This window comes from Pseudomonas sp. F007 (assembly GCF_057814275.1).
The window spans coordinates 144,598-167,507 of the sequence record NZ_JBVATA010000007.1 but is presented as its reverse complement, the minus strand read 5'-3'; the positions used below and the strand labels follow the sequence as shown (position 1 = coordinate 167,507).

24 protein-coding genes are annotated in these 22,910 nt (G+C 62.2%); 9 read left to right on the top strand and 15 right to left on the bottom strand.

Annotation, left to right across the window (positions count from 1 at the left end; all coding sequences use genetic code 11):
* Positions 1-43: 43 nt before the first annotated feature.
* The 8 genes from flgG to ACZYR5_RS18570 all read right to left on the bottom strand — a co-directional run bounded on the left by flgG (position 44) and on the right by ACZYR5_RS18570 (position 7,580).
* The gene (flgG, locus tag ACZYR5_RS18605) at positions 44-829 is read right to left on the bottom strand and encodes a flagellar basal-body rod protein FlgG (protein WP_027620992.1); all 786 of its coding nucleotides are present in this window, start codon (positions 827-829) and stop codon (positions 44-46) included.
* A gap of 45 nt (positions 830-874) precedes the next feature.
* Positions 875-1,615, bottom strand: a complete 741-nt coding sequence (locus ACZYR5_RS18600; RefSeq protein WP_489090957.1) for a flagellar basal body rod protein FlgF — start codon at positions 1,613-1,615, stop codon at positions 875-877.
* Between the two features lie 203 nt (positions 1,616-1,818).
* Positions 1,819-2,415 carry a cytochrome c3 family protein gene (locus ACZYR5_RS18595; protein WP_489090956.1) on the bottom strand — a complete coding sequence of 199 codons (597 nt, stop codon included), beginning with the start codon at positions 2,413-2,415 and terminating at the stop codon, positions 1,819-1,821.
* 9 nt (positions 2,416-2,424) lie between these two features.
* Entirely contained in the window at positions 2,425-2,916 is a 492-nt protein-coding gene (locus tag ACZYR5_RS18590; RefSeq protein WP_489090955.1) for a nitrate reductase cytochrome c-type subunit, read from the bottom strand.
* Positions 2,917-2,927: 11 nt separating this feature from the next.
* Positions 2,928-5,432: a nitrate reductase catalytic subunit NapA gene (gene napA, locus ACZYR5_RS18585; RefSeq protein ID WP_489090954.1), complete on the bottom strand. Its 2,505-nt coding sequence runs from the start codon at positions 5,430-5,432 to the stop codon at positions 2,928-2,930.
* Entirely contained in the window at positions 5,423-5,689 is a 267-nt protein-coding gene (locus tag ACZYR5_RS18580) for a chaperone NapD (protein ID WP_489090953.1), read from the bottom strand. The genes napA and ACZYR5_RS18580 overlap by 10 nt, the downstream gene beginning before the upstream one ends.
* 30 nt (positions 5,690-5,719) lie before the next feature.
* Positions 5,720-5,887, bottom strand: coding sequence for a periplasmic nitrate reductase, NapE protein (napE, locus tag ACZYR5_RS18575; protein ID WP_489090952.1), 168 nt, complete (start codon positions 5,885-5,887; stop codon positions 5,720-5,722).
* Positions 5,888-6,020: 133 nt separating this feature from the next.
* On the bottom strand, positions 6,021-7,580 hold the full coding sequence (locus ACZYR5_RS18570; protein ID WP_489090951.1) for a sigma-54-dependent transcriptional regulator: 1,560 nt from the start codon (positions 7,578-7,580) through the stop codon (positions 6,021-6,023).
* 279 nt (positions 7,581-7,859) lie between these two features.
* Here ACZYR5_RS18570 and phhA point away from each other — a divergent pair, with 279 nt between their 5' ends.
* The 6 genes from phhA (at position 7,860) to ACZYR5_RS18540 (ending at position 12,138) form a co-directional block, all read left to right on the top strand.
* Complete coding sequence (phhA, locus tag ACZYR5_RS18565) at positions 7,860-8,651, top strand: phenylalanine 4-monooxygenase (protein WP_489090950.1); 792 nt, start codon at positions 7,860-7,862, stop codon at positions 8,649-8,651.
* A gap of 70 nt (positions 8,652-8,721) precedes the next feature.
* Positions 8,722-9,078 (top strand): 4a-hydroxytetrahydrobiopterin dehydratase, encoded by a 357-nt coding sequence (locus ACZYR5_RS18560; RefSeq protein ID WP_027620983.1) that lies wholly within the window; start codon positions 8,722-8,724, stop codon positions 9,076-9,078.
* Complete coding sequence (locus ACZYR5_RS18555) at positions 9,078-10,271, top strand: amino acid aminotransferase (RefSeq protein ID WP_489090949.1); 1,194 nt, start codon at positions 9,078-9,080, stop codon at positions 10,269-10,271. Before ACZYR5_RS18560 ends, ACZYR5_RS18555 begins: the two co-directional genes overlap by 1 nt.
* A 188-nt stretch (positions 10,272-10,459) precedes the next feature.
* Entirely contained in the window at positions 10,460-10,591 is a 132-nt protein-coding gene (locus tag ACZYR5_RS18550; RefSeq protein WP_489090948.1) for a hypothetical protein, read from the top strand.
* Positions 10,592-10,665: 74 nt separating this feature from the next.
* Positions 10,666-10,848 carry a hypothetical protein gene (locus ACZYR5_RS18545; RefSeq protein ID WP_489091222.1) on the top strand — a complete coding sequence of 61 codons (183 nt, stop codon included), beginning with the start codon at positions 10,666-10,668 and terminating at the stop codon, positions 10,846-10,848.
* 99 nt (positions 10,849-10,947) lie between these two features.
* Positions 10,948-12,138 carry an MFS transporter gene (locus ACZYR5_RS18540; RefSeq protein WP_489090947.1) on the top strand — a complete coding sequence of 397 codons (1,191 nt, stop codon included), beginning with the start codon at positions 10,948-10,950 and terminating at the stop codon, positions 12,136-12,138.
* Here the strand turns inward: ACZYR5_RS18540 and arfB are convergent.
* A complete protein-coding gene (gene arfB / locus ACZYR5_RS18535; protein WP_489090946.1) occupies positions 12,135-12,548 on the bottom strand; it encodes an alternative ribosome rescue aminoacyl-tRNA hydrolase ArfB in 414 nt (137 codons plus the stop codon). The two genes, ACZYR5_RS18540 and arfB, sit on opposite strands and share 4 nt — an antisense overlap.
* Before the next feature lie 204 nt (positions 12,549-12,752).
* Here arfB and ACZYR5_RS18530 point away from each other — a divergent pair, with 204 nt between their 5' ends.
* Both ACZYR5_RS18530 and ACZYR5_RS18525 read left to right on the top strand, forming a co-directional pair.
* Complete coding sequence (locus ACZYR5_RS18530) at positions 12,753-14,306, top strand: DUF3300 domain-containing protein (protein WP_489090945.1); 1,554 nt, start codon at positions 12,753-12,755, stop codon at positions 14,304-14,306.
* Between the two features lie 38 nt (positions 14,307-14,344).
* Positions 14,345-15,220, top strand: coding sequence for a DUF2950 domain-containing protein (locus ACZYR5_RS18525; RefSeq protein ID WP_489091221.1), 876 nt, complete (start codon positions 14,345-14,347; stop codon positions 15,218-15,220).
* Between the two features lie 49 nt (positions 15,221-15,269).
* Here ACZYR5_RS18525 and ACZYR5_RS18520 read toward each other — a convergent pair whose 3' ends face one another.
* The 6 genes from ACZYR5_RS18520 to ACZYR5_RS18495 form a co-directional block, all read right to left on the bottom strand.
* Complete coding sequence (locus tag ACZYR5_RS18520; RefSeq protein ID WP_489090944.1) at positions 15,270-16,685, bottom strand: amino acid permease; 1,416 nt, start codon at positions 16,683-16,685, stop codon at positions 15,270-15,272.
* 834 nt (positions 16,686-17,519) lie between these two features.
* Positions 17,520-18,746 (bottom strand): 23S rRNA pseudouridine(2605) synthase RluB, encoded by a 1,227-nt coding sequence (rluB, locus tag ACZYR5_RS18515; protein WP_489090943.1) that lies wholly within the window; start codon positions 18,744-18,746, stop codon positions 17,520-17,522.
* 171 nt (positions 18,747-18,917) lie between these two features.
* Positions 18,918-19,889, bottom strand: a complete 972-nt coding sequence (gene scpB, locus ACZYR5_RS18510) for an SMC-Scp complex subunit ScpB (protein WP_489090942.1) — start codon at positions 19,887-19,889, stop codon at positions 18,918-18,920.
* Between the two features lie 12 nt (positions 19,890-19,901).
* A complete protein-coding gene (locus tag ACZYR5_RS18505; RefSeq protein WP_105754342.1) occupies positions 19,902-20,720 on the bottom strand; it encodes a segregation and condensation protein A in 819 nt (272 codons plus the stop codon).
* Positions 20,721-21,350, bottom strand: a complete 630-nt coding sequence (locus tag ACZYR5_RS18500; RefSeq protein ID WP_033866515.1) for an L-threonylcarbamoyladenylate synthase — start codon at positions 21,348-21,350, stop codon at positions 20,721-20,723.
* 13 nt (positions 21,351-21,363) lie between these two features.
* Positions 21,364-22,227: a PHP domain-containing protein gene (locus ACZYR5_RS18495; RefSeq protein ID WP_489090941.1), complete on the bottom strand. Its 864-nt coding sequence runs from the start codon at positions 22,225-22,227 to the stop codon at positions 21,364-21,366.
* 86 nt (positions 22,228-22,313) lie between these two features.
* Between ACZYR5_RS18495 and ACZYR5_RS18490 the strand changes: the two genes are divergently transcribed.
* Positions 22,314-22,910 carry a septation protein A gene (locus tag ACZYR5_RS18490; protein ID WP_489090940.1) on the top strand — a complete coding sequence of 199 codons (597 nt, stop codon included), beginning with the start codon at positions 22,314-22,316 and terminating at the stop codon, positions 22,908-22,910.

Below are 22,910 nucleotides of genomic sequence, written 5' to 3'. Positions count from 1 at the left end.
TCACGGTATTGCAGGCGACCCCGAGGCCGCCCCTTGGACTTGATTACAGATTCTGCGTGACGAACGAGAGCATCTGGTCGGCGGTGGAGATCACCTTGGAGTTCATCTCGTAGGCGCGCTGGGTGGTGATCATGTTGACCATCTCCTCGACCGTGCTCACGTTGGATGTTTCCAGGGTGCTCTGCAGGGTGGTGCCGAAACCGTTGAGGCCCGGGGTGCCGATCTGCGGCGCGCCGCTGGCGGCGGTTTCCAGGAACAGGTTGTTGCCGGTGGCCTGCAGGCCGGCCGGGTTGATGAAGTCGGCGGTCTGCAGGTTGCCGATCACCTGGGCGGCCGGGTTGCCGGCGATGGTGATCGACACGGTGCCGTCGCGGCCCACGGTGAAGGTCTGGGCTTCGGCAGGAATGACAATCGCCGGCTCCAGCGCATAACCGCTGGCGGTGACGATCTGGCCGTTGGAGTCCAGGTGGAAGGTGCCGTCACGGGTGTAGGACGTGGTGCCATCCGGCTGCAGAACCTGGAAGAAACCCCGGCCGTCGATGGCCATGTCCAGCGGCTGCTCGGTGGTCTGCAGGCTACCGGCGGTGAAGTTCTTCTGAGTGCCGACAATGCGCACACCGGTACCCAGTTGCAGGCCCGACGGCAGTTCGCTGTCCTGGGTCGACTGGGCGCCTGGCTGGCGTTTGATCTGATAGAGCAAGTCCTGGAATTCGGCGCGATCACGCTTGAAACCCGTGGTCGAGACGTTGGCCAGGTTGTTGGAAATGGTGGTCAGGTTGGTGTCCTGGGCGGACAGGCCTGTCTTGGCAACCCAAAGAGCCGGAAGCATTCGATTCTCCTCGTGCGCCTGTTTTACGGCGCGACGTTCTGATAATTAGCTGATCTGCAAGACCCGAGCCATGGCCTGGTCGTCTTCTTTGGCGGTATTCATCATCTTTACGTGCAGCTCGAACTGCTTGGCCAGGGCCAGCACCGAGGTCATTTCTTCCACCGCGTTGACGTTGCTCGACTCGAGGAAACCCGACACCAGTTGCACGTTGGCATCGGCCGGCGCCGGTTGGCCGTCCTTGGTGTGGATCGAACCGTCGAGGCCCTTGGTCATGTTCTTCAGGTCCGGGTTGACCAGCTTGATCCGGTCGACCTCGGCCATCACACGCGGGCCTTCGCCCATGGCGCGGATGCTGATGGTGCCGTCCTGGCCGACTTCGACCTTCTGCTCCGGCGGCACGGCGATCGGTCCGCCGTTGCCCATCACCGGCATGCCGTTGCCGGCGCGCAATACGCCGAGGGCATCGATGTTCAGGCTACCGGTGCGCACGTAGCTTTCCTTGCCGTCAGGGTTCTGCACGGCGATCCAGCCATTGCCACTGACCGCCACGTCGAGGTCACGCCCGGTTTCCACCAGCGAGCCAGGGCTGAAATCGGTGCCGGGACGTTCGGACATCGCGAAGGCCCGCGCCGGAAAGCTGTCGCCAAACACCGGCATCGAGCGCGCCTGCTCCAGGTCTTTCTGGAAGCCATTGGTGGAGATGTTCGCCAGGTTGTTGGCATGGGCCTTTTGCGCCGCCGCGTTCTGGCTGGCGCCGGTCATGGCCACATATAGGTACTTGTCCACAGTCGTTCCTCTGCATGCCGGACGATTGCCGCCCACTGCTGTACTGCACTGGCTTTAGCAATTTGCAGACCAACTTGCGCGCAGCCGCACCAAGTCCTGTAAACACAGGACTTATCGGTGATTGAAGGAAGAGGAAGCGGTAGGAAGAAGACGAAAAACCGGCGCGCCGCTGCCGCTTGGCGGCAAGCCGGCGCAGCGCGCGACTACCAGCCCTTGACCCCGCTCATGTCCGGCAGCTTGTGGGCGATGCCCTTGTGGCAATCGATGCAGGTGGCCTCGCCGCTGGCCAGCGAGGTGGAGTGCATACTCGAGGCCCGCTTGCTCTGGCGGGTGAAATCCATGAATTCGAAGTTGTGGCAGTTGCGGCACTCGCGCGAATCGTTGGCCTTGAGCCGCGCCCATTCGTGCTCCGCCAGTTCGCGGCGCATGCCGAGGAATTTGTCGCGAGTGCTGATGGTGCCGAAGAGCTTGCCCCAGACCTCCTTGGACGCCTGCATCTTGCGCGCGATCTTGTGGGTCCACTCGTGCGGCACATGGCAATCCGGGCAGGTGGCACGCACACCGGAGCGGTTGGTGTAGTGGATGGTGTCCTGCAATTCGACATAGACGTTGTCGCGCATCTCGTGACAGGAAATGCAGAACTTCTCGGTGTTGGTCGCCTCCAGCGCGGTGTTGAAACCGCCCCAGAAAATCACCCCGGCGATGAATCCGCCGAGGGTCAGGAAGCCCAGGCTGTAGTGCACACTGGGTCGACGCAAGACTTGCCAGTAATCCTTGAGCAGCGCCAGCAATGACTTCATGTCCGCTCCTCAGGGCTTCTGTTTGTCGGTGATTTCGTCTTGCAGCACCTGGTCGATGTTCTTGAAGCTGTTGTTGACCAGAGGCTTGACGTCTTTTTGCGGCACATGGCACTGCACGCAGAAGTAGCGCCGTGGTGACACCGCCGCCAGCGGCTGGCCGTCGCGATCCATGTAGTGGGTGATGCTGATCATCGGCGCCTGGGTCCGCGCGCTGTTGGCGCGGCTGTGACAGGTCAGGCACTTATTGCTGTTGGTATCGATGTGATAACCGCGGATGCTGTGGGGAATGGTCGGCGGTTGCTCGGGGTAATTGCGCTCGCGCTTGAGGTCCTTGTTCTCATCCTCGGCCAGCGGCGGCGCGGGCATGTCCTGGGTCAGGGTGCCAGCGCTGCGGCGGCCATCCGGCGCCGGTGCATCCAGCGGATACCCGGGCTCTGCGGCAAACGCCAGCGGCATCCAGATCAACAGCGCGGCGAGCAAGGACAGCAGGGGATTGTTCATCAAAGCGCTCCTCAGGCCGTCTTGATCAGTTCGATGCGCACCGCGCACTTCTTGTAATCCGTCTGCTTGGAGATCGGATCGGTGGCATCGAGCGTGACTTTGTTGATCAGCTTGTTGGCATCGAAGAACGGCACGAACACCAGCCCTTCCGGCGGCTTGTTGCGGCCTCGGGTTTCGATCCGTGCACGCATTTCGCCGCGCCGACTGATGATCTTCACCTCGCTGCCGCGCCGCGCATTCAGCGCCTTGGCGTCGGCCGGATGCATGTAGACCAGGGCATCGGGCACTGCCTTGTACAGCTCTTCGACGCGCTGGGTCATACTGCCGGTGTGCCAATGCTCGAGGACCCGACCGGTACTCAGCCAGAACGGGAAGTCCTTGTCCGGTGCTTCGGCGGGCGGCTCGTAAGGCAGGGCAAAGATGATCGCCTTCTTGTCCGGGTAGCCGTAGAACTGCACGCCACTGCCCTTCTCCACGTAAGGGTCGTAGCCCTCGCGAAAGCGCCAGCGGGTTTCCTTGCCGTCCACCACTGGCCAGCGCAGGCCGCGCTCGCTGTGATACAGGTCGAACGGCGCGAGGTCATGGCCGTGGCCGCGACCGAATTGCGCGTATTCCTCGAACAGGCCTTTTTGCAGGTAGAAGCCGAAGTCCTTGGCTTCGTGGTTCTGGAAGTCGGCGCTCAGTTGCTCGTTGGGGAACTGGTCGACGTTGCCATTCTTGAACAGCACCTCGAACAGGGTCTTGCCCTTGTATTGCGGGGCACTGGCGAGCAATTCGGCCGGCCACACTTCATCGGTGGTGAAGCGTTTGGAAAACTCCACCAGTTGCCACAGGTCGGATTTGGCATCCCCCGGCGCGGTCACCAACTGATGCCAGAACTGGGTGCGGCGCTCGGCGTTGCCGTAGGCACCCTCCTTCTCGACCCACATCGCCGTCGGCAGGATCAGGTCGGCGGCCTGTGCGGAAACCGTCGGATAGACGTCGGAAACGATCACGAAGTTTTGCGGATTACGCCAGCCGGGCAAGGTTTCCTGCATCAGGTTCGGACCGGCCTGCATGTTGTTGCTGGCCATGGTCCAGTACACGTTGAGCACGCCGTCCTTGAGCATGCGGCTCTGCTGCACCGCATGAAAGCCGACCTTTTCATTGAGGGTGCCAGCGGGCAGCTTCCAGATCTCTTCGGCCTTGGCCCGGTGCTTCGGATTGGTCACCACCATGTCTGCCGGCAGGCGATGGGAGAAGGTCCCCACTTCCCGCGCGGTACCACAGGCTGACGGTTGCCCGGTCAGGGAGAACGGACTGTTGCCCGGCTCGCTGATCTTGCCGGTCAGCAGATGGATGTTGTAGATCAGGTTGTTGGCCCAGACCCCGCGAGTGTGCTGGTTGAAGCCCATGGTCCAGAACGACACCACCTTGCGTTTCGGGTCGGCATACAGCTGCGCCAGGGCCTTGAGACGCTCGGCCGGGACCCCGGTTTCCTTGGCGGTGCGCTCCAGGGTGTAGGGTTTGACGAAGGCGGCGAATTGCTCGAAATCGATGTCCGTCCAGGTGTTGGCCTTGGCCGCGTTTTTCGCCTTCATCTCCAACGGATTATCGCCGCGCAGGCCGTAACCGATGTCGTCGGCGCCCTTGGCGAACTTGGTGTGCTTGCTGACGAACTCCTTGTTCACCGAACCGCTTTCGATGATGTAGTTGGCGATGTAATTGAGGATCAGCAAGTCGGTCTGCGGCTTGAACACCATGGGAATATCGGCCAGGTCAAAGCTGCGATGCTCGAAGGTGGACAGCACCGCGACCTTGACCCCGGGCTGGCTCAAGCGGCGGTCGGTGACCCGGCTCCAGAGGATCGGGTGCATCTCCGCCATGTTCGAACCCCACAACACGAAGGTGTCGGTGGCCTCGATATCGTCGTAACAACCCATGGGTTCGTCGATGCCAAAAGTGCGCATGAAGCCCATCACCGCCGAGGCCATGCAATGCCGGGCATTCGGGTCGATGTTGTTACAGCGCAGGCCGGCCTTCATCAGTTTGTTGGCGGCATAGCCCTCCCACACCGTCCACTGTCCGGAGCCGAACATCGCAATCGAATCGGCGCCTTTGTTCTTGATCGCTTCCTTGAACTTCAACTCCATGATGTCGAAGGCCTGGGTCCAGGACACCGGCTGGAACTCGCCCTGCTTGTCGTACTGGCCGTTGCGCATGCGCAGCAGCGGTTGAGTCAGGCGGTCGACGCCGTACATGATCTTCGACAGGAAGTAGCCCTTGACGCAGTTCAGCCCACGATTGACCTCGGCCTTGACGTCGCCGTGGGTCGCCACCACCCGGTTGTCCTTGGTCGCCACCATCACGCTGCATCCGGTGCCGCAGAACCGGCATGGCGCCTTGTTCCAGGTCAGGGAGATCATGTCCTGTTCGGTGATCAGGTTGCTGGCCGAGGTGAACACCGGCAGCCCGGCCGCAGCCGCGGCAATCCCGGCGGCCTGGGCCTTGACGAACTCACGGCGGGTCATGGGCATGAGTGTTCTCCGCTGACATCGAGAATTTCGTGGTAGACGAGGGAGGCGTTGAGCACACCGGGCAAGCGGTTGATTTGCTCGATACGTTGCAGCAACGGCGACTCACCGGGCATTTCCAGGACCACCACCAACTTGCCTTCGGGACTTTCCTGATGCAGTTCGACGCCCTGCAGCAAGCGCAGATTGGCCTTCACCCCGTCAAACAACTCGGGGCGGGCGAGCACGATCAAACTGGCGATATGAATGTTCTGTTCCATGACTCACCCTCCTTGCCGGTCAAGTAGCAATCAGTGAGGAGCCCCGGGAGGGCCGAAGAGCATTTGCAGGAACCAGACAAAGAAGCCGTAGCCGCCGACTATCGCCACCGACAACAGCGGAAAGAGGAAGATCACCAGGAATAGAAACAGCCGTGTTTCCTTGCGCGCGCGTTGCGCGCCGTCGTCGACCGCTGACATGGCCAGGCTCCTGCCATTGAGTGAAAGGAGCCTAGATCGCGGTGATGACAATTTCCATGTTGCAGGTCAGGGAAAGTTCAAGTAACAGCGGACTTTTCGCAAACAATTATCATTAGTAAAGTCAATCTAACCATCACCGCTCAAGTTTGCCGATTTCATATTCGCGCAGCTTATTGGCAATGGTGGTGTGGGAAACCCCCAGGCGCTTGCCCAGGGATCGACTGCTGGAATGTTCGGAATACAGGCGTTCCAGCACGGCCTTTTCGAACCGTCCGACAATCTCGTCGAGGCCGCCGTCGAGGGAAAAATCACCGAGCGGCTGACGCACGCCGTAGTCCGGCAGGCGGATATGTTCGGCCTTGACCGTGCCGCCGTCACACAGCGACACCGCCTGGAACAGCACGTTTTCCAGTTGTCGCACATTGCCCGGCCAATGGTAGTGGGCGAGCCGGTCCATGGCCGCCGGCGCCAGCTTCGGCAACGGGCAGCCGATCTGCCGGCTGGCCTGGTCGAGGAAGTGCTCGACCAGCGGCGTCAGGCCATCCAGGCATTCGCGCAGTGGCGGGATGTGCAGCGACAACACATTCAAGCGGTGGTACAGGTCCTGGCGGAACTCACCGCTGGCACACAGCTCGGACAAATCGACCTGGGTGGCGCAGATCACCCGCACATCCAGATAGACCTCTTCGTCACTGCCGACCCGGCGGAAGCAACCGTCCTGCAAGAACCGCAGCAATTTCACCTGCAGGCGCGGGCTCATTTCTCCCACGCCATCGAGAAACAACGTACCGCCTGCCGTCAACTCCAGCAGCCCGAGCTTGCCCTCGGCCCGCGCCCCTTCGAAGGCGCCGGGGCCATAACCGAACAACTCGGTCTCGGCCATCGACTCCGGGAGGCCGGCGCAATTCAGCGCCATCAACGGCGACTGACCGCGGGGGCTGGCCAGGTGGCAGGCGCGTGCGAGCAATTCCTTGCCGGTGCCGGTCTCGCCTTCGATCAGCAGCGGTGCATCCAGAGGTGCCATGCGCCGCGCTTCGCGGACCACGGCGGCCATCACTTTCGAACTCTGGAAAATACTGTCGAAGCCCCGCAGTTCCTGCTTGCGCACGTTATAGATGCGCTCGCCGACCCGGTCGGCGCGGTGCAGGGTCAGCACCGCGCCGGCCATGGCTTCGCTGTCGTCGTGTTCGGACTGCAGCGGCGCGATATCGGCGAGGAACACGTCGCCCTTGACCTTGACCCGCAAGCCGTTGATCCGCGACTTGTTGGCCCGCACCAGTTCCGGCAGGTCGAAGTCCTCGGCGTAGCGCGACAGCGGAATCCCCGGCACCTCGTCGACCCGCACCCCCAGCAGCTGCGCCGCCGCGCGGTTGGCGGCAACGATGGAACCGCCCATGTCGATCGACAGCACCGGGAACTCCAGCGCACCGAGCAAGGCATTCAGCTCCATGTGCCGACGCTCGCTGGGCATCAGGCCTACGCGCTTGACGCCGAAGACCCCGGCAATCGCTTCGAACTTGGGCCGCAAGGCCTGGAATTGCAGGTTGATCAGGTTCGGGCAATGCAGGTAGATCGCATTGCCATGCTCGCCCCCCACCTCGCCACGGGCGACGTTGATCCCGTACTCCACCAGCAGGTTGAGGATGTCGCGCAGGATGCCGATGCGATTCTGGCAATGGACTTTGATACGCATGAAAAGGCCCGAACTGAGGTGGAAAGCGGCGCGCGGCCGGCTTTTTTCTGCTGCCGCGCCAAGTTAGTCGTCAAGATTATGTGACAGCCCCAGGGCTTTTCACAGCTGAAAATCTCAGCATCTGCGCCACAGCCGCCGATTCGTAACGAAAACTTTACGAAAACCACGGACATTTCCTACGCACCGCCCCTGCGACCTGCTGCAAGCACGCCCACTTCGAGGTATTCCTAGGTCCATAGCAGGACATAACAAGAATGTATCCCTTTGCAGGAGAGCAGCATGAAGCAGACGCAATACGTGGCCCGCGAGCCCGATGCGCAAGGTTTTATCCACTACACCGCTGAAGAACACGCGGTGTGGAACACGCTGATCACTCGCCAGTTGAAAGTGCTTGAGGGCCGTGCGTGCCCGGAATACATGGAAGGCATCGAAAAACTCGGCCTGCCCCATGACCGCATTCCCCAGCTCGATGAAATCAACAAGGTCCTCGGTGAAACCACCGGCTGGCAAGTCGCCCGGGTTCCGGCGCTGATCCCGTTCCAGACTTTCTTCGAATTGCTGGCCAACAAGCAATTTCCCGTCGCGACCTTTATTCGTACCCGCGAAGAGCTGGATTACCTGCAAGAGCCGGACATTTTCCATGAGATTTTCGGCCACTGCCCGCTGCTGACCAACCCCTGGTTCGCCGAATTCACCCACACCTACGGCAAGCTCGGCCTCAAGGCGACTAAGGAAGAACGGGTGTACCTGGCGCGCCTGTACTGGATGACCATCGAGTTCGGCCTGGTGGAGACGCCAGAAGGCCAACGGATCTACGGCGGCGGCATTCTCTCCTCGCCCAAGGAAACCGTGTACAGCCTGTCCGCCGAGCCGGAGCACCAGGCTTTCGATCCGCTGGAAGCCATGCGCACGCCGTATCGCATCGACATCCTGCAACCGCTGTACTTTGTCCTGCCCGACCTCAAGCGCCTGTTCGACCTCGCCCACGAAGACATCATGGGCATGGTCCACAAAGGCATGCAGCTGGGCTTGCACGCACCGAAATTCCCGCCAAAACCCAAGGCGGCATAAGGTCGCCGCAGTCGCGGCGACCGGCAAAAAATAGTAACGTCTAACAAGAAATCGAATTCAGGAAACCACCATGACCGCTCTGAACCAAGCCCATTGCGAAGCCTGCCGTGCCGATGCCCCACAAGTCAGCGACGAAGAACTGCCGGTACTGATCAAGCAGATCCCTGACTGGAACATCGAAGTGCGCGACGGCGTGATGCAGCTGGAAAAAGTTTTCCTGTTCAAGAACTTCAAGTTCGCCCTGGCGTTCACCAATGCCATGGGTGAAATCTCCGAGGCCGAAGGTCACCACCCTGGTCTGCTGACCGAGTGGGGCAAAGTCACCGTGACCTGGTGGAGCCACTCGATCAAGGGCCTGCACCGCAACGACTTCATCATGGCCGCGCGCACCGACGAAGTGGCCAAGGACGCCGAGGGCCGCAAGTAATGCATTTCGACGCCATCGGCCGGGTGCCCGGCGACCCGATCCTCGGCCTGATGGAGGCCTATGCGCAAGACAGCAACCCGCGCAAATTCGACCTCGGCGTGGGCGTCTATAAAGACGCCCAGGGCCTGACGCCGATCCCGCAGTCGGTGAAACAGGCCGAACTGCGCCTGGTCGATCGCCAGACCACCAAGACCTACATCGGTGGTCACGGCGACGCCGCGTTTGGCAAGGTGATCAACGAGCTGGTGCTGGGCGCCGACTCGCCACTGATCGCCGCCCAACGTGCCGGTGCCACCCAGACCCCGGGCGGCACCGGGGCCTTGCGCCTGAGTGCCGACTTCATTGCCCAGTGCCTGCCGGGCCGTGGCATCTGGTTGAGCAACCCGACCTGGCCGATCCACGAAACCATCTACGCCACCGCCGGCCTCAAGGTCAGCCACTACCCCTACGTGGGCAGTGACAACCGCCTGGACGTCGAGGCCATGCTGGCGACCCTGAACCTGATTCCCAAGGGTGACGTGGTGCTGCTGCATGCGTGCTGCCATAACCCGACCGGTTTCGACCTGTCCCGGGATGACTGGCGCCGGGTGCTGGACGTGGTGCGCAGCCGCGAACTGCTGCCGCTGATCGACTTTGCCTACCAGGGCTTTGGCGATGGCCTGGAACAGGACGCCTGGGCGGTCCGGCTGTTCGCCGCCGAACTGCCCGAGCTGCTGATCACCAGTTCCTGCTCGAAGAACTTCGGCCTGTACCGCGACCGCACCGGGGCGCTGATTGTCTGCGCCAAGGACGCCGAGAAGCTGACCGATGTGCGCAGCCAACTGGCGCACATCGCCCGCAACCTGTGGTCGACACCACCGGATCACGGCGCTGCGGTAGTGGCCACCATCCTTGGCGACCCGGAGCTGAAACAGCAATGGGCCGACGAAGTGGAAGCCATGCGCCAGCGCATCGCGCAATTGCGTAGCGGTCTGGTGGAAGCGCTGGAGCCCCACGGTTTGCGTGAACGCTTTGCCCACATCGGCGTGCAACGCGGGATGTTCTCCTACACCGGCCTGAGTCCGGAGCAGGTGAAAAAGCTGCGCGAGCAACACAGCGTGTACATGGTCAGTTCCGGTCGCGCCAACGTCGCCGGGATCGACGCCACGCGCCTTGATCTGCTGGCCGAAGCGATCGCCGACGTCTGCAAGTGAAAAAGCCGGGCTCCCCGTGATCGGGGAGCCTGCGCCCCCTTCCCCGACTCGCCGATGCGGCCATCTGTCGCAGAAAATCGAGATAAAGGTCTGTTTGTCATCTTTGCTGCTGTATCCTGCCCAGGCTTTTGTAGCAGCGCGGTTCTACACAGCGATTTAAAAAACAGACTTTGCGAGGAGCAATCACCATGCACGAGATCCCGAATCTCCCCTTCCCAAGCCTGCACGAGACTGAGCAGACAACCCCGCAACAAGCCGGTGCCCAACAGCCCGAGCCGCAAGAAGCCACTGGTGGCCGCAAGGCCGACAGCGAAGAGTAAGCGCACTACCCAGACCGTGTGGAAAGCGCTCATTCATGCGCTTTCCACACAGCCTGAAACCCGAGTCCCCCGCCATGACCGACACCTTCGATGAACACCAGGCCAGCGTGCTGATCGACGCCGCCCAACGGATGATCGACATCTGGAGCCGCCTGAGCCCGGAAAAACAGGCCCTGCTCCTGGCCCGTTTCGGCACCCGGGAAAAAGCCCTCGCCGCTCTGGTTGCCACCCAGTTGGTCACACCGAAACAATCCTGACCCATGGTCACCACAGCGACGCGAATTTCTCCTGCTGATCCAGCCCAACCACCGGTATCATAAGCAGCCTATCTATCCTGCTGTCCCGTGGACCTCCCCATGCCAGATTCCCAGCGCCCCCTCTCGGTCACGCTGCAAGTCGTTTCCATCGTCCTGTTTACCTTTATCGGCTACCTGAATATCGGCATTCCGCTGGCCGTCCTACCCGGCTATGTGCACAGCGACCTGGGGTTCGGCGCGGTGATCGCCGGCCTGGTGATCAGCGTGCAGTACCTCGCCACCTTGCTCAGCCGCCCCTATGCCGGACGCATCATCGACAACAAGGGCAGCAAGCTGGCGGTGATCTATGGCCTTGCCGGTTGCGGCTTGAGCGGCGTGTTCATGCTGCTGTCGGCCTGGACCCAACACTTGCCGATGCTCAGTCTGAGCTGCCTGCTGATCGGTCGGCTGGTGCTCGGCAGCGCGGAAAGCCTGGTGGGTTCGGGGTCGATTGGCTGGGGCATCGGTCGGGTGGGCGCAGCGAACACCGCCAAGGTGATTTCCTGGAACGGCATCGCCAGCTATGGCGCGCTGGCGGTCGGCGCCCCGCTGGGCGTGCTGCTGGTGCATCAGTTCGGCCTGTGGAGCATGGGCGTCAGCATCATCCTGCTGGCGCTGCTTGGCCTGGGGCTGGCCTGGCCGAAAACCGCGGCGCCGATTGTCGTCGGCGAACGCCTGCCCTTCATGCATGTGCTCGGTCGAGTCCTGCCCCACGGCTGCGGGCTGGCGCTGGGCTCGATCGGCTTTGGCACCATCGCCACCTTCATCACCCTCTACTACGCGACCCGCCAATGGGACAACGCGGTACTGTGCCTGAGCCTGTTCGGCGCCAGCTTCATCGGCGCGCGCCTGCTGTTCGGGCATTTGATCAATCGGCTCGGCGGCTTTCGCGTGGCGATTGCCTGCTTGTCGGTGGAAACCCTGGGGTTGCTGCTGTTGTGGCTGGCACCCGATGCCCACTGGGCGTTGGCGGGTGCGGCACTGAGCGGCTTCGGTTTCTCGTTGGTGTTCCCGGCACTGGGGGTTGAGGCTGTGAACCTGGTGCCAGCCTCCAGCCGGGGTGCGGCGGTGGGTGCCTACTCGCTGTTCATCGACCTGTCGCTGGGGATCACCGGGCCCCTGGCCGGCGCGATAGCCGCCGGATTCGGCTTCGCCTCGATCTTCCTGTTCGCCGCGCTGGCCGCACTCGGCGGATTGATGCTGAGCATTTACCTCTACCGCCAGACCCAACGCCAGCGCCAGTCCCGCTAGAAGTCCACCTTGCCGCGACCGGCCTTGATGTCGCCCCGCTTGCTCTTGGTTTCCAGTCGGCGCTTCTTCGAGCCAAGGGTCGGTTTGGTCGGGCGGCGCTTCTTTTCCACCTTGGTCGCGGCGAGGATCAGCTCGGTCAAACGCTCGAGGGCGTCCGCGCGGTTCTGCTCCTGGGTGCGATATTGCTGGGCCTTGATAATGATCACGCCGTCGCTGGTGATCCGACTGTCGCGCAGGGCCAGCAAGCGTTCCTTGTAGAACTCGGGCAGCGATGAGGCCGGAATGTCGAAGCGCAGGTGCACGGCGCTGGAGACCTTGTTGACGTTCTGCCCACCGGCGCCTTGCGCACGAATGGCCGTCAATTCGATCTCGGCATCGGGCAGATGCACGTTGTTGGATATCACCAGCATTGCAGTCTCGCAGTCATGTCGAAAAGCACTCGTTATCCCGAGAGGGATTCAAGCGTTGGACTATTGTCTCAGGGTTTTATCCTGCAGCGCGTGGCAAAAACCGGATGTTTGCTACGCTAGTTAGGCAACGTCTTTGCAGCGGCGAAATACGCCGTTCAACGCCGGCTTGCGCTGACACTGATCCACTGACCCCATGGAGTTGCAATGCGCATTCCATTTATCTATGCGATGTCGGCTGTGCTTGTTCTCGGCGGTTTCCTTGGTGCAGCGCAGGCGGCGGATGCGCCAGCGGCTGTGCCTGCACCTGCCAGTACGGCCGCTGCTGCGCCTGCAACGGCGCCGGCCAAGGATCCAGTGTTCAATGAGGAACAGCTGGATCAAATGATCGCGCCCATCGCGCTGTACCCCGACCCGCTGCTGGCCCAGTTGCTGATGGCAGTGACCTACCCCGGGGAAGTCGCCGAGGCGGTCACCTGGTCCAAGGCCCACCCGGACGCCAAGGGCGACGATGCGGTCAAGCAAGTGGCGGAGCAGCCCTGGGACCCGAGCGTGCAGGCACTGGTGGCCTTTCCCCAGGTGCTGGTCACTCTGGGCCAGGATCCGGTCTGGGTGCAGCGCCTGGGTGATGCCTTCCTCGCCCAGCCGGATGACGTGATGAATGCAGTGCAACGCCTGCGCCATCAGGCCCAGGCCGCCGGCAATCTGCAGAGCAACCAGTACCAGAACGTGACCATCCAGAACGTGGCGGCACCGGCAGCGGCGCCCAAGGCGGCCGCGCCTGCTGCGACTTCAGCGCCAGCGCCTGCGGCAACGTCCAGCCCCTCGACCATCATCATCCAACCGGCCGACCCGCAGGTGGTGTACGTCCCCACCTACAACCCGACCACCACCTACGGCACCTGGGCCTACCCGGCGTCCCCGCCCGCCTACTATCCACCGCCACCAGCCTACTACCCTGGCCAGGCCCTGATGGCCGGGCTGGCATTCGGCACCGGGGTGGCGATCATCGGCTCGCTGTGGGGTGATTGCGACTGGGACGACCACGACGTCGACATCGATGTCGATCGCTACAACAACTTCAACCGCAACAATCAGATCAACCGCAACACCCAGTTCAACAACAACTCGCAAAAATGGCAGCACAACCCGGTACACCGCAATGGCGTGCCCTATCGCGATACCCGTAGCCGCGAGCAGTTCGGTCGGCAGTTGAACGGTGCCACTCAGCGCGAGGCCTATCGCGGTGACAACGCCCAGCGTGCCCAGGCCCGCGAAAAGGCGCGTACCTCCATGGACCGTGCTGGCATCGAACGCCCCGCCACCAGTAACCTGCAGGCTCGCGAACAAATGCGCGAGGCCCGCTCCTCGGGCTCGGTCAACAACCGCATGCAACAGGGCGCAGAACGGCCGAGAGCGGCCGACAGAAGCCAGAACACCGCGCGAAACACTCGGGACAACCCGCAACCGCGCAATCAGACGGCCCAGGCCAACCAGCAACCGCGCAAACAGACCGCCCAGGCCAACCAGCGGCGCGAGCAAGCTCGGCAAACCACCAGCCAGCGGCCGGCTGCCAGCCGCGGCAGCGCCAGCAATAACGTGTTCGCCGGCGCGCGTTCGCCTTCACAGACCAACCTGCAAGCCAATCGCGGCCGCGCCAGCCAGGTCTCCGCCCAGCGCCCGACTGCCGCGCGCTCGGCCGGCCATCAAGTCAGTCGGCCTTCACGGCCACCATCACGTTCCGGAGGGGGCCGCCGTTGAACAAGCATCCTCGAAGCAAGGCGCCCATCAGTCGGCTCCTGCAGGCCCTGACCATCACCGCTGGCCTGGCCTGGTCGTGCGTGGCAGCGGCGCAGCAGTCTTTTCCAACGCCCGAGAAAGCCGCCCAGGCGTTCGTCGACGCATTGGGCACTCATCAGGCTGATCAGCAGCGCCTGATCGAACTGCTGGGCGAAGACTGGCGCACCTACATCCCCCGTGCCGGCAATCAGCGCAAGGATGTCGAAGCGTTCTTGCAGCAATACCGCGAGCAGCATCACATCGAGAAAACCGGCGACAACAAGGCCATGCTGGCCGTCGGCCCGAACAACTGGACCCTGCCCATCCCCCTGGTCAAGGACGCCAAGGGCTGGCGCTTCGACCTCAAGGCCGGCGGCGCCGAAGTCCGCGCCCGGCGCATTGGTCGCAACGAACTGGACGCGGTGCAATCGGTGCTGGCCTACCACGACGCCCAGATGGACTACGCCTCAGTGGACCGCGACGGTGATGGTGCGCTGGAGTACGCGCAGAACATCTACAGCACCCCCGGCACCCACGACGGCCTCTATTGGGCCGAGGACAAAAGCGGCCAGATCAGCCCGCTCGGCCCCGAGTTCGGCAAGACCATCGCCGGCGAAGGCTGGCACGGCTACCGCTTCCGCATCCTCAATGCCCAGGGCCCCTCGGCACCGGGCGGCGCCTATAGCTACCTGATCGGCGACAAGATGAGCCGCGGGTTCGCCCTCATCGCCTGGCCGCTGAAATACGACGACACGGGCGTCATGAGTTTCATGATCAGTCACGAGGGCGAGGTATTCGAGAAAGACCTGGGGCCGGACAGCGAGAAACAGGCGCTGGCGATGAAGCGCTTTGATCCGGATGACAGTTGGAAGGTGGTGACGCCGGAGCAGCAATAGAAACGACAAACCCGGCATTAGCCGGGTTTGTCATGTTTACAGCAGCAACTTATTCGGCGACAGGCGCCGCATTCAGTACCTGGCCACTGCGCTTGTTCTTGATGCCGTAGCACACCCACATGAACACGATCCAAACCGGAATCGCGTACACCGAGACCTGGATGCCCGGGATCATCAGCATGATGCCGAGGATGAACACCACGAACGCCAGGCAGACGTAGTTGCCGTACGGGTACCACAGCGCCTTGAACAGCGGTGTCTGTTTGGTGCGGTTCATGTGCTGGCGGAACTTGAAGTGCGAGAAGCTGATCATCGCCCAGTTGATCACCAGCGTTGCCACGACCAGCGACATCAGCAGTTCCAGCGCGTGCTGCGGGATCAGGTAGTTCAGCAGCACCGCGACCAGGGTCACGGCTGCCGACGCCAGGATCGAACGCACCGGTACGCCGCGCTTGTCGATCTTCGCCAGGCCGCGAGGGGCATCGCCCTGCTCGGCCATGCCCAGCAGCATGCGGCTGTTGCAGTAGGTGCCGCTGTTGTACACCGACAACGCTGCGGTCAGGACCACGAAGTTGAGGATGTGCGCTGCGGTGTTGCTGCCCAGCATCGAGAACACCTGGACGAACGGGCTACCGCTGTAGGCATCGCCCGAGGCATTCAGGGTGGTCAGCAGGCTGTCCCATGGGGTCAGCGACAGCAGGATCACCAGGGCGCCGATGTAGAAAATCAGGATCCGGTAGATCACCTGGTTGATCGCTTTCGGGATCACGGTCTTCGGCTTGTCGGCTTCTGCGGCGGTGAAGCCGAGCATTTCCAGGCCGCCGAAGGAGAACATGATGATCGCCATGGCCATCACCAGACCGCTCACACCATTGGGGAAGAACCCGCCGTGCTCCCACAGGTTGCTGACTGCCGCTTGCGGGCCGCCGTTGCCGCTGACCAGCAGGTAGCTGCCCAGGCCGATCATGCCGACGATGGCCACCACCTTGATGATCGCAAACCAGAACTCGGCTTCGCCAAAGACTTTGACGTTGGCCAGATTGATTGCGTTGATCAACAGGAAGAAGGCGGCTGCCGAGACCCAGGTCGGGATTTCTGGCCACCAGTAGTGCACGTACTTGCCGACTGCGGTCAGCTCCGACATGCCCACCAGGATGTACAGGATCCAGCAGTTCCAACCCGACAGGAAGCCGGCGAAGCCGCCCCAGTACTTGTGGGCGAAGTGGCTGAACGAACCGGCCACGGGTTCTTCGACAATCATTTCGCCCAACTGGCGCATGATCATGAAGGCGATGAAGCCGCAGATGGCGTAGCCGAGGATCATCGACGGGCCGGCGGATTTCAGGACCCCGGCCGAGCCGAGGAACAGGCCGGTGCCGATCGCGCCACCGAGGGCGATCAATTGAATATGACGATTTTTCAGGCCGCGCTTCAGCTCGCCTGAATGCGAGTTTTGTCCACTCATAAAAACGGTCTCACGCAAGGTTTGATGATGTTCGTTACGACGTTGCTGTGCGGATCAGGCTCCAGCAGCGCCGATCAAACCCCAGCGCAGGCACCAGGAGTTCAGCGTATTTACAACAGTCATGCGTCACCTGTTTGTTTTTATCTGTGACGAAATCGAACCCGACACGCTCGTGACGCGACGGAGTGAACAAGGCGGGTAGCCTTGAGGTTTGCGCGATTACGCGGGGGGTCACAGTTAAAACGCGGCGCATTGTACACCTGTAACCCCCTGCCGCCAGACCTCGCTGGATCAGCGTGGCGTGGGCCGGGATTGCCTGTGTCCGTCTCGAGAGGCTCGGACGGCTGCAAAAATGAGGTCAGACCTTTGCTGGTCAGTGACGGGGGAGACGGAAAAATCGCCCCACGAAGAGAGATGAAGATGACTCACGGCGTACATAGCGCCTCCTTCTTGTTATCCACCTGCACGACAGGCATGGGGCGCATCTGACCTTGTCTGGGTGGGTGAAACAAGCGGGCTAGAGGGGTGGCGACTGATGTGGAGGGTGTCGCAGTGGAAGAGTTTTCTTACAGGCATGGAAAGCGATGTGATTCACCGGGTAAATCTGTGGATTTTGTCAGGATTTCTTTACAGTGCGTAAGCTGGGGTTTCCAGTGTGGCTGATGACGCCATCGCGAGCAGGCTCGCTCCTACAAGCTAATGCCACTCAACTGTAGGAGCGAGCCTGCTCGCGATGGCGGCCGTGAGACCTACACCTGCAAAAAAACCAGACAAAAAAAACGCCAACCCGAAGGTTGGCGTTTTCATTGAAGAGCTTCGCCGGCAAGCCGGCTCCTACCGCCGACCAAAGCCTGGACGCTGGCCGGAACCGGCCGGTGCGCCGCGGCGCTTGCCCGATGGCTTGTCGCCTTCGACCAGCTTGATCCCCGGACGCTTCGCAGCCGGCTTGGCTGGACGCTTGGTGTCGGCTGGACGATCGGCAACTGGCGTACCACGACCAGCAGGAGCGCCACGGCCTTCGCCACGTTCGGTGCGGCCATTGGCCGGACGCGGCGTACGTGGGCCGCGCTCGCCGTCCTGACGCGCAGCCGGCTTGCGGGCTGGACGCTCGCCTTCGATCTGCGGTTCACGGGCTGGACGCGGGCCGGCTGCAGGTGCTGCCGGGTTGGCCGGACGCAGCGTACGCACACGCTCGCCCTTGCCCACCGGACGCGAGGATTTACGCTGCATGCGCTCCAGCTTGTCCTTGCTCTTGGCGTTCATCTGCGGCATTGCCACCGGTGTCAGGCCGACTTCGGCGCTGAGCACGTCGACTTCGTACTGGCTCATTTCGCGCCAGCGACCCATCGGCAGGTCGGAGTTGAGGAACACCGGACCGAAACGCACACGCTTCAGGCGGCTGACCACCAGGCCCTGGGATTCCCACAGGCGACGTACTTCGCGGTTACGACCTTCCATGACCACGCAGTGGTACCAGTGGTTGAAACCTTCGCCGCCCGGCGCCTGCTTGATGTCGGTGAACTTGGCCGGGCCGTCTTCGAGGACCACGCCCGCCTTCAGGCGCTCGATCATCTCGTCGTCGACTTCGCCACGCACACGCACCGCGTATTCACGGTCCATCTCGTAGGAAGGGTGCATCAGGCGGTTGGCCAGTTCACCGTCGGTGGTGAACATCAGCAGGCCGGTGGTGTTGATGTCGAGGCGACCGATGTTGATCCAGCGACCTTCTTTCGGACGCGGCATCTTGTCGAATACGGTCGGACGGCCTTCCGGGTCGTCACGGGTGCAGATTTCGCCATCGGGCTTGTTGTACATGATCACGCGGCGGACCGATTCGGCCGCTTCTTCGCGCTTGATGACCTTGCCGTCGATGGTGATGGCGTCGTGCATGTCGACACGCAGACCGAGGGTCGCGTCCTTGCCGTTGACCTTGATTCGGCCGTGGCTGATCCACGCCTCTACGTCACGGCGCGAGCCAACGCCGATACGGGCGAGGACTTTCTGCAGTTTTTCGCCTGCTGGGCGAATTTCCTGGTCGTCTTGCTGGTCTTTGATACTCATCTGGGCACCTCCCGGTGTGATCTGTTCAGGCCTGGCCTGAAGAGTTGAAAGCTGGTTTTTGGCGAAGAGATCGCCAAAGGGTCGCGAATCATACGCGCATGGCGCGGCTTGCGCATCAGAGACTAGCGGATAAACGGTCGGCCAGCGCTTTTTCCGCCGACCGGTGGCGAATCAGTCGTCTTCGAACTGCCGGCGCTCGGCCTCGATCGCTTCAGCCAGGGCCAGGGCCTCGGCCTCTTCGTCGCTCAATTCGGGCTGCGGCGCTGGGGTTTCCAGGGCCGCCACCGCTGCGAGGAGTTTTTCGCGGGCCTCGGCGACACCGAGAACATCCTCTTGCGACGGTTCCTCGACTGGCTCGGGCTCGGGCTCGGCTTCGGCTTCGGCAAGCTCGGTGACCTCGCCCGCCTCCTGCACCCCGCCAGGCTCGCCGTCCCGCAACAGGTCGTCGAAGTCGGTCTTGATTCCCTCCTCCATCGAGTCCAGTTCCAGCAACAGGCTGTGAAAGCTGGTTTCGTCTTTCGGCTCTTCCGGCTCGGCGCTGGCATCCGCCAATTCCTGCAAACTCTGCGGCACCGGCGCGTCTTCGAACTCGAGCATGGGCTCAGGTTCCAGTTCACGCAGTTCAGCCAGGGACGGCAGGTCGTCGAGGTTTTTCAGGTTGAAGTGGTCGAGAAACGCCTTGGTGGTGGCAAACATCGCCGGTCGGCCGGGCACTTCGCGGTAACCGACGACCCGGATCCACTCGCGCTCCAGCAGGGTCTTGACGATGTTGCTGTTGACCGCGACGCCACGCACGTCCTCGATCTCGCCCCGGGTGATCGGTTGGCGATAGGCGATCAGCGCCATGGTCTCCAGCATCGCCCGGGAATAACGCTGCGGGCGCTCTTCCCAGAGGCGGCCGACCCAGGGTGCAAACTTCTCGCGGATTTGCAGGCGGTAGCCGGAAGCCACCTCCTTGAGTTCAAAGGCGCGGCCATCGCAGGATTTTTCGAGGAGCGTCAGGGCCTTCTTGAACACCGATGGTTCCGGGCGCTCGCCTTCTTCAAAGAGCTCGAACAGACGCTCCATCGATTGCGGCTTTCCCGAGGCCAACAGAAAGGCTTCAAGCAAGGGGGCCAGCTCGCGGGGTTCACTCAAATTCATGGATTCTGCTCGTTATTCGGCTCGCGCCCGCACGTGGATGGCGGCAAAGGGCTCATTCTGCACCAGCTCGACCAGGGATTCCTTGACCAGTTCGAGAATCGCCATAAAGGTCACGACCACTCCCAGGCGGCCTTCCTCGGCAGTGAACAGCTCGACAAAAGGCACGAAACCGCCGCCCTTGAGTCGCTCCAGCACATCGCTCATGCGCTCGCGGGTCGACAGCGCCTCGCGGCTGACCTGATGGCTTTCAAACATGTCGCCACGGCGCAGCACTTCGGCCATCGACAGCAGGAGCTCGCTCAAACGGACATCCGGCAGCAACTTGCGCGCTTGCGCCTGTGGCGCATCGAGTTTGGGCACGATCACATCGCGGCCCACCCGGCTCAGACCGTCGATGCCCTCGGCGGCGGCCTTGAAGCGTTCATATTCCTGCAGGCGGCGAATCAGCTCGGCGCGCGGGTCCTCTTCTTCTGCTTCGATCTCCGCCGAGCGCGGGAGCAACATCCGCGATTTGATCTCGGCCAGCATCGCCGCCATTACCAGGTACTCGGCGGCCAGCTCCAGGCGCACCGACTGCATCAACTCGACATAGCCCATGTACTGGCGGGTGATTTCCGCCACCGGGATGTCAAGAATGTTGATGTTCTGTTTGCGGATCAGATAGAGCAGCAAATCGAGCGGGCCTTCGAAGGCTTCAAGAAAGACTTCCAGGGCATCCGGCGGGATGTACAGATCCTGCGGCATTTCCAGCACGGCCTGGCCATAGACCATGGCAAACGGCAGTTCCTGCTGAGCGCCCGCCTGGCTGTCGACGGTTTCCACCACCGACATTCAGGCCTCGACCATGAATGGGGTCGGATCACCGCAGCCGACGCGAATCACCTCCGGATCGCCGTCCGCCAGATTGATCACGGTGGACGCCTTGATCCCGCCGAAACCACCGTCGATGATCAGGTCGACCTGATGCTCCAACAGTTGGCGCATTTCATAGGGGTCGCTCAACGGATCGGTGTCGCCGGGCATGATCAGGGTCACGCTCATCAGCGGCTCACCCAGTTGGGCCAGCAGCGCCAGGGCGATCGGATGGCTGGGCACCCGCAGGCCGATGGTGCGTTTCTTCGGGTGCAGCAACAGCCGCGGGACTTCGCGGGTGGCGTTGAGAATGAAGGTATAGGGCCCCGGCAGGTGCGCCTTGAGGATACGGAAGGTGCCGGTGTCGATCTTGGCAAATACCCCGAGCTGCGACAGATCGCTGCAGATCAAAGCAAAGTTGTGCTTTTCATCCAGCCCACGCAAGCGGCGCACCCGCTCGACGGCGGTCTTGTCGCCGATCTGGCAACCGATGGCGTAGGAGGAGTCCGTGGGATAGATCACCACCCCGCCCGAGCGGATGATTTCAACAGCCTGTTTAATCAGGCGCGCTTGCGGGTTTTCCGGATGAATCTGGAAAAATTGACTCACATTCTCTACCTGTTCAGACGGCGGCAATAATTGGGTCATGTTTGAATCGACACCAAAGCGGTGGCAGATCCTCCGGGACCGGGCGATATTCGCCAATCTCGGACCAGCCTCCCGGGCCATGGAAATCACTGCCGGCGCTCACCAGCAGACCGAACTCACGTGCCAGGATGGCCAGGCTGCCGACCTGCTCGGCCGGCTGATAGCCATTGACCACCTCCAGCGCCTGACCCCCAGCTTGAATATAGTCGGCAATCAGCTTTCGGCGCTTGCTGCGGGTGAAATCGTAGTGCCAGGGGTGCGCCAGGCTGACCCAGGCACCTGCTTCGCGCAGGGTCCCGACGGTTTCCTCGAGGGTCGGCCAGTGCTGCTTGACATCCCCCAGCTTGCCGGCGCCCAGCCACTTGCGAAAGGCTTCGGCGCGGTCCTTGACGAAGCCGGCGCGCACCAGATAGTCGGCAAAGTGCGGTCGGGCCGGGGCGTTGCCGCTGTCGCCGAGCTCCTGCTGGATCGCCCGCGCGCCTTCCAGCGCCCCGGGCATGCCCTTGAGTGCGAGCTTGCGGCCGATTTCCTCGGAGCGCAGCCAGCGGCCCTCGTGCAGTTTGGCGATGGCCTCGACCAGGGCCGGCGCGTTGACATCGAAGCCGTAGCCCAGCACGTGGATGGTCGCGCCGCCCCAGGTGCAGGACAATTCGACACCGTTGATCAGTTGCATGCCCAGGGCCTGCGCGGCAATTCGCGCCTCAGCCAGGCCTTCGACGGTGTCGTGGTCGGTCAGGGCCAGGACTCGCACGCCGTTCTCGAACGCCCGCGCCACCAGTACCGCAGGCGCCAGGGCGCCGTCGGAGGCCGTGCTGTGGCAGTGCAAATCAACATTCACAGGATGTGTAACCTCAAATCAGCTGGCGCTTTCGCGGCCCAATATGTTTGTTATTATGCCGCCACATCCTGCTTCTGGCTGCCATTGTGAAACAATTCATCGACTTCATCCCGCTGCTGCTGTTCTTCATTGTCTTCAAAATCGACCCTCGGGTCGTCGACGTTGCCGGTTATCCACTCACTGTAGGCGGTATCTACAGCGCCACCGCGATGCTGATAGTCAGCTCGCTCGTGGTCTACGGCACCCTGTTCATTTCCCAGCGCAAACTGGAAAAAAGCCAGTGGCTGACACTGATCGCCTGCCTGGTCTTCGGCAGCCTGACCCTGGCCTTCCACAGCGAAACCTTCCTCAAGTGGAAGGCCCCGGTGGTCAACTGGCTGTTCGCCCTGGCCTTCATTGGCAGTCACTTCATCGGCGGGCAACTGCTGATCAAGCGCATCATGGGCCACGCCCTGACCCTGCCCGATGCGGTCTGGACCCGCCTGAACATCGCCTGGATCGGCTTCTTCCTGTTCTGCGGCGCGGCCAACCTGTTCGTCGCGTTCACCTTCCAGAGCATCTGGGTCGACTTCAAGGTGTTCGGCAGCCTGGGCATGACCGTACTGTTCCTGGTGGCCCAGGGCATCTACCTGTCGCGCCACCTGCACGACGCTGACTCCACTACGCCAAAAACCGAGGACTGA

Excerpts from the sequence above, each read along its gene's own strand:
- flgG (WP_027620992.1), bottom strand. The coding sequence starts at position 829 with ATGCTTCCGGCTCTTTGGGTTGCCAAGACAGGCCTGTCCGCCCAGGAC.
- ACZYR5_RS18595 (WP_489090956.1), bottom strand. The coding sequence starts at position 2,415 with ATGAAGTCATTGCTGGCGCTGCTCAAGGATTACTGGCAAGTCTTGCGT.
- ACZYR5_RS18590 (WP_489090955.1), bottom strand. The coding sequence starts at position 2,916 with ATGAACAATCCCCTGCTGTCCTTGCTCGCCGCGCTGTTGATCTGGATG.
- napA (WP_489090954.1), bottom strand. The coding sequence starts at position 5,432 with ATGCCCATGACCCGCCGTGAGTTCGTCAAGGCCCAGGCCGCCGGGATT.
- ACZYR5_RS18580 (WP_489090953.1), bottom strand. The coding sequence starts at position 5,689 with ATGGAACAGAACATTCATATCGCCAGTTTGATCGTGCTCGCCCGCCCC.
- napE (WP_489090952.1), bottom strand. The coding sequence starts at position 5,887 with ATGTCAGCGGTCGACGACGGCGCGCAACGCGCGCGCAAGGAAACACGG.
- ACZYR5_RS18570 (WP_489090951.1), bottom strand. The coding sequence starts at position 7,580 with ATGCGTATCAAAGTCCATTGCCAGAATCGCATCGGCATCCTGCGCGAC.
- phhA (WP_489090950.1), top strand. The coding sequence starts at position 7,860 with ATGAAGCAGACGCAATACGTGGCCCGCGAGCCCGATGCGCAAGGTTTT.
- ACZYR5_RS18560 (WP_027620983.1), top strand. The coding sequence starts at position 8,722 with ATGACCGCTCTGAACCAAGCCCATTGCGAAGCCTGCCGTGCCGATGCC.
- ACZYR5_RS18555 (WP_489090949.1), top strand. The coding sequence starts at position 9,078 with ATGCATTTCGACGCCATCGGCCGGGTGCCCGGCGACCCGATCCTCGGC.
- ACZYR5_RS18550 (WP_489090948.1), top strand. The coding sequence starts at position 10,460 with ATGCACGAGATCCCGAATCTCCCCTTCCCAAGCCTGCACGAGACTGAG.
- ACZYR5_RS18545 (WP_489091222.1), top strand. The coding sequence starts at position 10,666 with ATGACCGACACCTTCGATGAACACCAGGCCAGCGTGCTGATCGACGCC.
- ACZYR5_RS18540 (WP_489090947.1), top strand. The coding sequence starts at position 10,948 with ATGCCAGATTCCCAGCGCCCCCTCTCGGTCACGCTGCAAGTCGTTTCC.
- arfB (WP_489090946.1), bottom strand. The coding sequence starts at position 12,548 with ATGCTGGTGATATCCAACAACGTGCATCTGCCCGATGCCGAGATCGAA.
- ACZYR5_RS18530 (WP_489090945.1), top strand. The coding sequence starts at position 12,753 with ATGCGCATTCCATTTATCTATGCGATGTCGGCTGTGCTTGTTCTCGGC.
- ACZYR5_RS18520 (WP_489090944.1), bottom strand. The coding sequence starts at position 16,685 with ATGAGTGGACAAAACTCGCATTCAGGCGAGCTGAAGCGCGGCCTGAAA.
- rluB (WP_489090943.1), bottom strand. The coding sequence starts at position 18,746 with ATGAGTATCAAAGACCAGCAAGACGACCAGGAAATTCGCCCAGCAGGC.
- scpB (WP_489090942.1), bottom strand. The coding sequence starts at position 19,889 with ATGAATTTGAGTGAACCCCGCGAGCTGGCCCCCTTGCTTGAAGCCTTT.
- ACZYR5_RS18505 (WP_105754342.1), bottom strand. The coding sequence starts at position 20,720 with ATGTCGGTGGTGGAAACCGTCGACAGCCAGGCGGGCGCTCAGCAGGAA.